The sequence below is a fragment of the Microvirga yunnanensis genome (assembly GCF_025460875.1).
Genome location: NZ_JAMXFI010000202.1, coordinates 1 through 8650, shown reverse-complemented (window position 1 = coordinate 8650; position 8650 = coordinate 1). Strand labels below are relative to the sequence as shown.

Annotated in this window: 8 protein-coding genes and 2 pseudogenes; 6 read left to right on the top strand and 4 right to left on the bottom strand. The window is 61.3% G+C overall.

Annotation, left to right across the window (positions count from 1 at the left end):
- Positions 1-233: HU family DNA-binding protein (locus tag NF876_RS42930; protein ID WP_262273695.1), on the top strand; the 233-nt coding region annotated here is incomplete at its 5' end.
- Between the two features lie 79 nt (positions 234-312).
- Here the strand turns inward: NF876_RS42930 and NF876_RS42925 are convergent.
- Complete coding sequence (locus NF876_RS42925) at positions 313-585, bottom strand: SWIB/MDM2 domain-containing protein (protein WP_173945404.1); 273 nt, start codon at positions 583-585, stop codon at positions 313-315.
- A 613-nt stretch (positions 586-1198) separates the two neighbouring features.
- On the opposite strand from NF876_RS42925, the gene NF876_RS42920 reads away from it, so the two are divergent.
- The 5 genes from NF876_RS42920 (at position 1199) to NF876_RS42900 (ending at position 7049) form a co-directional block, all read left to right on the top strand.
- Complete coding sequence (locus NF876_RS42920; protein WP_210804975.1) at positions 1199-1414, top strand: hypothetical protein; 216 nt, start codon at positions 1199-1201, stop codon at positions 1412-1414.
- A 785-nt stretch (positions 1415-2199) separates the two neighbouring features.
- Entirely contained in the window at positions 2200-2964 is a 765-nt protein-coding gene (locus NF876_RS42915; protein ID WP_173945402.1) for a hypothetical protein, read from the top strand.
- Between the two features lie 56 nt (positions 2965-3020).
- Positions 3021-3452, top strand: coding sequence for a hypothetical protein (locus NF876_RS42910; protein WP_210804805.1), 432 nt, complete (start codon positions 3021-3023; stop codon positions 3450-3452).
- A 156-nt stretch (positions 3453-3608) separates the two neighbouring features.
- Positions 3609-5351 carry a DNA polymerase/3'-5' exonuclease PolX gene (locus NF876_RS42905; RefSeq protein ID WP_262273694.1) on the top strand — a complete coding sequence of 581 codons (1743 nt, stop codon included), beginning with the start codon at positions 3609-3611 and terminating at the stop codon, positions 5349-5351.
- A gap of 489 nt (positions 5352-5840) precedes the next feature.
- The gene (locus NF876_RS42900) at positions 5841-7049 is read left to right on the top strand and encodes a coiled-coil domain-containing protein (RefSeq protein ID WP_210805722.1); all 1209 of its coding nucleotides are present in this window, start codon (positions 5841-5843) and stop codon (positions 7047-7049) included.
- Between the two features lie 189 nt (positions 7050-7238).
- Here NF876_RS42900 and NF876_RS42895 read toward each other — a convergent pair whose 3' ends face one another.
- From NF876_RS42895 to NF876_RS42885, 3 genes and pseudogenes are all read right to left on the bottom strand, one after another.
- The gene (locus NF876_RS42895) at positions 7239-7442 is read right to left on the bottom strand and encodes a hypothetical protein (protein WP_210805720.1); all 204 of its coding nucleotides are present in this window, start codon (positions 7440-7442) and stop codon (positions 7239-7241) included.
- Between the two features lie 403 nt (positions 7443-7845).
- Positions 7846-7935: pseudogene (locus NF876_RS42890) on the bottom strand (SHOCT domain-containing protein); the annotation flags it as partial.
- Positions 7936-8365: 430 nt separating this feature from the next.
- Positions 8366-8491: pseudogene (locus tag NF876_RS42885) on the bottom strand (IS6 family transposase); the annotation flags it as partial.
- Positions 8492-8650 lie beyond the last annotated feature (159 nt).

Sequence of the window (8650 nt, the reverse complement as noted above, 5' to 3'; positions counted from 1 at the left end):
TGCACGAGCTTCCCAAGCGCCAGGCTAACGAGATGCTGACGCAAGTCATCGAGATGATAGCCAAGAGCTTGAAGAAGGGCGACAAGATCCGCCTGAGCGGTCTCGGCATCCTGCAGGTGCGCAAGCGCGCCGCGCGTACCGGGCGCAACCCGCAGACCGGCGAGCCGATCAAGATCAAAGCCTCCAAGAAGATCGCCTTCCGACCCGCGAAGGAGCTCAAGGAGGCGGTCTAGCCGTTAGCCGCAACCGGAGGGCTGAAGCGACCCCCACCCCGCCGGCACGCTGGCGGGGTGGGCCTGTTGTCGCGTCCGCTCAGGACAGGTGCTGAGCGAAGTGCTTGTTCATCTCGAACATGCTGACCTTGCTCTTGCCTCCGAATACAGCCTGAAGCTTCTCATCCGCGAGGATTTCCCGCTTGTTCGCAGGGTTCTGCAGGTTGTTGGCCTTGATATACTCCCAAACCTTGCTCACCACTTCGGTACGGGGCAGTGGCGAGGACCCGACCACCGCCGCGAGTTCATTCGAGGGCTGCAACGGCTTCGCCAGAGCGGGGTTCGGCTTCTTGGCGGCTTTGGCTTCGGTCATTGTCAAACTCCTAAACTGCGCCTCACTGCGATCCGCAGGGGCAAAGGGGGCGGGACCATGGCCAGCAAAGATTGAACGGTTCCTTAATCCCGCACTGACCATGCCGGCGTCAGCATGGTGGGTTCAATTGATTGCCCGCATAGAACGCAGGCAATCATAACAGAACTTACCGCGCTCTCCACCCTCGCAAGAAAAGCCCTTAATATGCTGGCGGAGGGCGAGGAGGTCCGTTACGCCTCAGGGGTAAGTTTGTACACCGAGCGCGAGCAGTTCAAAGCACGTCGGAAGTCCGCCTCGCGGCGGAAGGTTCGTGGGATCGGCTTTGCTACGATGGACGAACTCCGAAGGGAGGGTATGATCGTGCCGGTCCACCATACGTCCGTCTCTACCTACTATCGCCTCAAGCCCACTCCGTGAAGTAAACGAAGCGGTGGACCTTAACAATTTGAATGTCGGGACTAGCCTGCGCAGCTGAATTCTGATATTGAAGCTGCCCCGCGGATCTTCCGCTCGGTTCACAGCCACAGCCAGAGGAGGCGTTTGATGTCTATGCGAATTTGCACGTACGAACGCACCGCTCTCCTCGTCACGACTCTAGCTGCTGGTGGCTCTAATGAACCCGACCGTATTCCCTTTGCCCTTTGTAGGGCTCGCCTTCCGCTTTGAATTTGTTCGCGTGCCGCGTAGGCCTGCGAATGATCACGCGCGGCCTGTGGCAACAAACGAACTCGATCACCTGCTCCGTCACGAACTTCAGCAGGCGCTGCGTCACGAACTCAACCCGCACATGCTTCGTGATGTCGGTCTCGACCACAGCCGGACTGACTGATGTTCTGGCCGCAGTGCGATCCACTGATCGTGTTAGGAACTGACGGTGTGCTTTGCCGCACATCGGCATGCCGTGGCTACATCTACATAGATCGTGCGTTGCCGGAACACATCGCACGCGCCCTGGCGAGAGGTCTAGTGCTCAGCCTCCCGCCGGGGCAATTCTGCTTGTCCACAGCCTGATGTTGAACCAACGAGGCGCTTGGCGTATTATCGTGACGTGGTGTTGCAACCGGCATCACACAATTCGCCCTGACAGCAAGCCCCGCACGGCTAACTCTGTCAGGGCGTTTTCGTTGGGACAGCGTTGACTGAGTTTGGTCTGCCGCCTATCTCCCAAGTGTGGTGTCATTCCCTTGGACCACGGACGCCTTGGTTGAGGTTTAGCTCGACACCACCTTATCCAAAGGCAGAACTTTGCGGCAGGTTTTCGCAGGCAAGCGAGAACAACGATAGGCTCAGCATCCATCGCTGAGGTACGCCCCCCGCCCGCACGAAGAATCTGCGACACAGCCCCGGATGATGGCGGTCGCGAGCAGGTCAAGGCAGCTCAGATCGCCCGATATGAAAGGCGCTCCTGATGCTCGGGTTCTCATTAGGACAAAAACTCTCGAACTTATCTAAGCCCACGGCAGGACTTCCGAACGTCCTTGGGCTCTTCCCGGCCGAAGGGGCGTCGTGGCTTTCGCCGTCAGGTACCATGGGTAGGCCGGCCTGAAATCGTCACATTCGTGCGCGACCTCAGGGGTGACTCTTCATTAACCATCCCTCCGCCCAAGGCCACCAATGCTCAGACCTCTTGTTGCCCTGGCCCTCGTGCTCGCGATCCCGGCCTTTGCTCAGACCAATAGCCGTCCTGACATCATCCGCGGCCTCTGCCGCCCTGATGGCTGCGACGAGTTCGCCATCCTGGCAGCCTCCCCTCTGACCAGGACAGGGGAGGGCACACTCATGCAGACCCGGGTGAAGACTTTCCATGCCAGTTCATCTGGTCGCAGGGAACTCAGCGAGGAAAACGGCTATGTGTACTGCTCACAAACCAAGCCGGCGATCGTGGCCGAAAAGGGTGGGCATGCCATGGCCTTCTATCTCGCGCCGTTCTCCACCCAAGAGAGCCGTGAGACCATCCGCCAGAACGCCAACTTCCATGCCCTGTACTTCAGCATCTGCCATAGCATGGAAGCGGGCCGAGCGGCGGTTCAGAACTTACCGCGTGTGGCTCAGGAGCTCGGCTATCGGGTTGCACTGCCCCAGTCACAGTCCGTTGCCCTAAACCGGGTCGAGGACATCCTGCCGCCTGCAAGCCGGCGCTCTGCGGAGGCGCGGCATGACCTGCGCCCAATGCCACCGACAAACATGCCGCCTGCCATGTCACAGCAGGACTGGGCTGTTGACGAGTTCAGGGAAACCCGTGAGGCGATGCCACCCGGTCCGCAGCCCAATGTTGTGGAGCGGGAGGAGGGGCTGTTGGCCGGTCCGCGCCGCCTGACCAACCGCGCCTTTGATGCCCTTGATGAGGTCGGCGACTGGATGCTCGGACGGCGATACTGACCCGAAGGCAGAAGTGCTATTGGTCATTAAGGTAGCGTAAGCTGCCCGCCTGATCTTTGGACAAGAAGCAGCCTATGAGTTCATCGTCACAGTGGACCCTCTTCATCGCCCGCCCTGGACGAGAGCGGCAGCACATCATCCGGGATCCTCACGGCGAGCCGCGGATCATCTTTGGCGAAGACGATGGCACGAGGATCAACGATCATCTCGCCAAGTATCTTGTCGAGAGCCTAAATGCGGGTCTCATTCCAGAAGACCCGAACCCGGACGAGGGCTGGTTTCTGGACAGCCCGGGAGAAGGCGCCGAGCCGGATCCGGCCATTCTCATTTGTGACCCTGATTTCGAGACTCGGCTCGAAATCCTCGATTCGGAAATCCCTGAAGTGGATCAGGCGCTGGGCCGAAAGGTTGTGGCTCTAATCAATACTTACTTCATGCAGAACGAGGTTTCACATCCAATCGCTTCCTCCGGCGGGTGCCTTCTGTAAGCCATCCTTGGCGGTCGCTTCTAACGCAGTACTCAATCAAGAACACATGCTGCGCCGATCCCATGGACGGCGAGGGCGGTCGGCTTGCCTTTGGAAACTGTCGGGCTCTGCCAGACGTTACCAGTGGCCAAGGGCCGCTAGCCGTCAGAACTGCGAATGGACCGAGAACTAGCCTCATCGCCGCCTTCAGCAATGGCTGCACAGGCCTCCAAGGGCCTGGATGCGCCCGCCGTCGCCCGACTGCTGGTCGAGATCGGGCAGCGGCTCGTGCTCGCGGGTGAGAACTCGTACAAGGCACGCGCCTATACCCGGGCGGCCGAGGGCCTCCTGCTGCTCCGTGAACCCCTCGAGGAGGTCATCGCGGCCGGACGGCTCAAGGAGATCCCAGGCGTGGGCGCCGCCCTCTCAGAGACGATCCAGCGTTTGCACCGGGACAGCACCACGCTGCGCCTGGAGGCTCTGCGGGCTGAGGTGCCAGCGGGCGTGCTGGAGCTGCTGGCGATCCCGGGCCTGCGCCCGCAGAAAGTCCTCGACCTCTACCGCAAGCTCGGGATCACCAGCGTCGATGAGCTCGAAGCGGCTGGCCGGCAGGACCGCCTCAAGGCGACGAAGGGCTTCGGTCCTGCCTTTCAGGACAAGGTCCTCGCAAACATCGAGTTCATGCGGCGTTCGTCCGGGCAGCGGCTCATCCATCGCGCCGGCGAGCACCTCAGCACCCTGGAAGCAAACCTCAGGCGGTCGCATCCAGAACTCACCCGCATCGTTCCCGCCGGCGACTTCCGGCGTGGCACCGAGCTGGTGTCGGACCTCGCTCTTGTGGCCGAGACCCCGGCTCGCTCAGGGATTGAGATTGTCGATCTCTCTGAGGGGGCCAGAGTGTGGCTGGCGGACCCGCCGCACTATGGGGTCGCCCTGGTTCTAGCGACAGGCTCGTCCGAGCACATCGACGAACTCCGATCTCTTGCCGAGCGCCGCGGCTTGCGCCTCAATAGACAAGGGCTGTACCGCGGGCAGCACCTCGTTGACTGCGTGGACGAGAAGGACGTCTATGCGGCTCTCAACCTTCCCTTCATCGAGCCCGAACTGCGGGAGGGCAGGGGAGAGATCGCCCTCGCCGTGGCGCGACGATTGCCTCACCTCGTGGCCGATCAGGACATTCGGGGACTTCTGCACTGCCACACCGATTTCTCGGACGGCAGCAACACGCTCGAGGAAATGGCCGAGGCAACGCGGGCCAGAAGCTATGAGTATTTCGGTGTTGCGGATCACTCGAAGACAGCCAGCTATGCCGGTGGGCTCTCAGTCGAGAGGGTCGCTATCCAGCACGAACTCGCGGACGAGTTGAACAGACGCTACCAAGGTCGCTTCCAGATCCTAAAAGGCATCGAGTCCGACATCCTCGAAGACGGCTCGCTCGACTATCCGGACGCGGTCCTAGCTCGCTTCGACTTTGTGGTCGCGAGTGTGCACAGCCGCTTCAGGCTCGATGCCAAGACCCAGACCGAGCGGATAATTCGGGCGGTCTCCAACCCCTTCACGACCATTCTTGGCCACATGACGGGTCGGCTGCTCCGCCGCCGGGAAGGCTATCAGATTGACGTCGAGAAGATCTTGGAGGCATGCGCAAGGCACGGGGTGGCAGTTGAGATCAACGCCCATCCTTCCCGTCTGGATCTGGACTGGCGCTGGCATCAGCGAGCCCTTGAACTCGGGTGCATGTTCAGCATCAACCCGGACGCGCATAGTGTCGACGAGCTCGATCTCACCGCCTGGGGTGTGTTGATGGCCCGCAAGGGAGGCATTCCTCCGCACCGGGTGCTGAATTGCCTGGGGCGTCATGAGCTCGTAGGCTATCTCACCAGGCGGGCTATGCCGCTCAACGGGGTCAACGCAACATAAAGCTGTGCCCCGTCGCCGGGAGCAGGCGGGCAATGTCAGCGGTTTTAAAAGAATCCCGCTCGGTCGGTGAATGAGCCGCCAGGTAGCGGCTAACCCCGATCAGGACATGCCCGCCCTGGCGAGTACCGGCCTGTACCCCGAACTGGCGTACCGCGGCCTCGAGCATCTGGCAGGCATGGAATCCCGCGTCCTCGCGGGTGCAGCGCGTGCGTCAGTGTCTTGATCAAGTCATCAGGCGGGTGCCCCAGTGCGAGATGCGGCGGCATGAGGCAACCTACGGCATCCACCTGCCGCTGCAGGTCGAAGGCATCGGGCAAGGCTGCGCGGATATCCTGCGGCGATTGGGGCATGCGGGCGTTCCGTGCAGCGCTTTGTCTAAGGAGCGGCCATGGCCAGGTCGCATAGGCTCAGGCAAACGACCTGCGGACGCCGGCAACGCTTGCAACAGTCCTGCGTTAGAACGAGCAGCCCGCGTGCAGGAGGATCATAATGCCCATCGATTACCGTTCCGAGCTAAAGCGGCCCGTAACTTTGGCATTGGCTGGGGCTGCCATTCTGGGCTGGCTTCTAGCCCTTGGCGTTGGGCTCTCTTCCTCCGACCAGCGGCAGAAAGCCCAAACGGAACTGATCCGCCTTCAGCAGACTGAAGGCACCCTGCGACGGCAGCTCGATGAGCAGCAGCGCACCGGAGGAACTCTGGCAGACTTGCAGGCCAGGGTCGCCGGTGCGGAGCAGCAGCTGGCCCAAGTCGCGCAAGTTCGAGAGCAGGCCCAGGCGCAAGTTGCAACCCTGCAGCAAACGGCACAGACGTCGCAGCAGCAACTCGCGCAGACCGCCCAATCCCGTGATCAGCTTCAGGCTCAGCTCGGGACCCTGCAGCAGTCGCTCCAGACAACCCAGCAACAGCTGGCCCAAGTCACGCAGGCGCGCGAGCAGGCCCAAGCGCAGCTCACCGGCACTCTGCAGGACCTGCAGACGCAACAACAGCAACTGACGCAGCTCACCCAGGCCCGAACAGAGGTTCAGACCCAGACCGCCACTGCTCAGAAAGCGCTGCAAGCCAACGAGCAAAATGCAGCCGAGCTGAACCGCAATGTGTCGGCACTGTCGCAGCGCCTGCCGGAGATCCAGAACCAGCTCCAGCAGGCAGAGCAACGGCTGGCTTCTGTGAAAGAGGAGATTGCCACAGGTGAGCAGACGCTCGCGACACGCAGGCAGGAAATGACCGATGTGAGCCGCCGGTTGGAGGAGGCCCAACGGGAAGAAGCAGCAGCTCGTGAGATGGTATCCCAAGCCACCCAGGATGTGGCGTCAAGGAGATCAGAGCTCACGGAGGTCGAGCAACGCCTCCAGCAGGCGCGCGAGGCACAAGCGTCCACTCAGGCAGAGCTGACCACCCTCCGCTCGGAGCGAGAGCGTCTGACAAGGGAGCAGGCTGAACTCCAGAACCAGGCAACTCAGCAACGGGCTGATCTTCAGGCCCAATTGGCGAGGGCAACGGATGACTTGGCCGCCCGCAACCGAGAGGTTGCAGAACTGGAAGGGCGGCTTCAGGCCACTCGTCAGGACCTTGCTGATGCTCAGAGCCAGCTGGCTGGGGTAAGGCAGCAGCTTGGCACGCCACAGGGTGCCCAGGAGTCCTCTGGAGCAGGGACTCCAACCGATACGGCTCCTATGTCGCCTGAAACGCCCCAATGATCAGCACGTGGGCCCTGCTCCTCATGCGTCCGGGCACGTCAGAAAACGGGTGAGGTGCTCGCTGATGTCAGCCCAGGTCAAAAAGAACCCGGCGCGGAGCCGGGTTCGTGTCGATAGGACCGTCAGGAGCATCAAAAGGGCTGCAGATTAACGCCTGATGCCATGGGCCCGTTCCTGCCGGATGCTCGGTTACACGCCCCTGCGGCTGCGGGAGAAGTACCAGATCGCGGCCGCGACAATGATCACCAGCAGAATGATCCACCAGTAGTCTGCGATCCCTCCACCTGTTGCCGCGGGAGGAGCGCCGGGCGCCGGGGAGGGGGCAGGGGTCTGCGCCCAGGCCGAGGGAACAGCCAGGAAGAGAAAGCCCATCACTGCTGTGAGTTTGCTCATGAGACGTCTCCGTGTGAGGAGGCCCAGCACAGCTACGCCACGTTCCTGCCAAGCTGGCCTTCTCGGGCAACGCAGTGTGCGACCGCATGTTCCTGGGCAAGCCGATCTGCGGCGCATAAGCTTTGATCATCATGACGGGAGACCGGAGCCGCCGCGATGATGAAGAGGGAGACGATCGCCATCGCAGATTTCTATGTGCCGGTGCGGCGGCGTCAAATACTTGATCCGCAGGAAACCTTCCGAAGCAATTCGCGCGGCTCGCTGCATGATAGCCTACCGTTCGCTCTGGCACCTTCTCTGTGTCTGTGGCCCGGAAATCGCGACAGGACCAGATTCCCTGGTCGTCCCTAATTGAGGTATAGCGGATCTGCGGCTGAACGTAACGGTGAGCTGACCCTCGTCCTTAGATGCGGGCCAGCAACTCTGCTTTCTTGGCGGCAAACTCCTCATCCGTCAGCACACTGTTCTTGTGTAACTCAGCAAGGCGCGCGATGTCCCTGATGGGAGGAATGCCATCCAAGACCGATAGCCAAGCCATGTTCTCAGCGCAGCCCCTTCATGAGGCATGTTGCATTGCAAAGCGGCGCGATGCCGCCGATATGAGCGGTGGCTGATTTCAACGCGGCAGCGCTTTCTCCCTCCCGGCGCTGTCGCATCGGCCGTTCCCTCTGGAAGGTTTTGACTGATTTGTCGGACCTTAGCTTTGCCGGGCTTCGCGCCCGGCTTTTTCTTGTCTGGTCCAAACCAGCCGTTGATGCGTCTTAACAAAAGGCTGGTCGAAAAGCTTTTCGACTTTAGGTGTGGGATCTGATGACCCGCGCGACAGCGCGTTGCCACAAAAGAGGCGACCTTGGCACTTGCGATGCGCGGCACGCATCCGTCAGGCCATTACTGATGAAGGCCCGTTTGTGGCAGCAGGCCAGCTCGATCTCTGGGGCATAGCGCTGAACCCAGCGAAAGATCGTGGAGGGGTCAACGGCGACGCCACGCTCTGACATCATTTCAGCCAGATCGCGGTAGCCGATCCTATACTTGCAGTACCACCGCATGCACAGCAGGATGGTCGCGACCGGAAAGCGGCAGCGCTTCAACAGAGACAACAGGGCGGCTCCTTGACGAACCACCCCTCGTTATCCCGTCAAGGTTAATGCAGCGGTGCCCTCCTAGGCGTAATTGTGTGCGACAGTCGGCTGGTCACCGACGCATCA

Excerpts from the sequence above, each read along its gene's own strand:
- NF876_RS42915 (WP_173945402.1), top strand. The coding sequence starts at position 2,200 with ATGCTCAGACCTCTTGTTGCCCTGGCCCTCGTGCTCGCGATCCCGGCC.
- NF876_RS42925 (WP_173945404.1), bottom strand. The coding sequence starts at position 585 with ATGACCGAAGCCAAAGCCGCCAAGAAGCCGAACCCCGCTCTGGCGAAG.
- NF876_RS42895 (WP_210805720.1), bottom strand. The coding sequence starts at position 7,442 with ATGAGCAAACTCACAGCAGTGATGGGCTTTCTCTTCCTGGCTGTTCCC.
- NF876_RS42920 (WP_210804975.1), top strand. The coding sequence starts at position 1,199 with ATGAACCCGACCGTATTCCCTTTGCCCTTTGTAGGGCTCGCCTTCCGC.
- NF876_RS42905 (WP_262273694.1), top strand. The coding sequence starts at position 3,609 with ATGGACCGAGAACTAGCCTCATCGCCGCCTTCAGCAATGGCTGCACAG.
- NF876_RS42900 (WP_210805722.1), top strand. The coding sequence starts at position 5,841 with ATGCCCATCGATTACCGTTCCGAGCTAAAGCGGCCCGTAACTTTGGCA.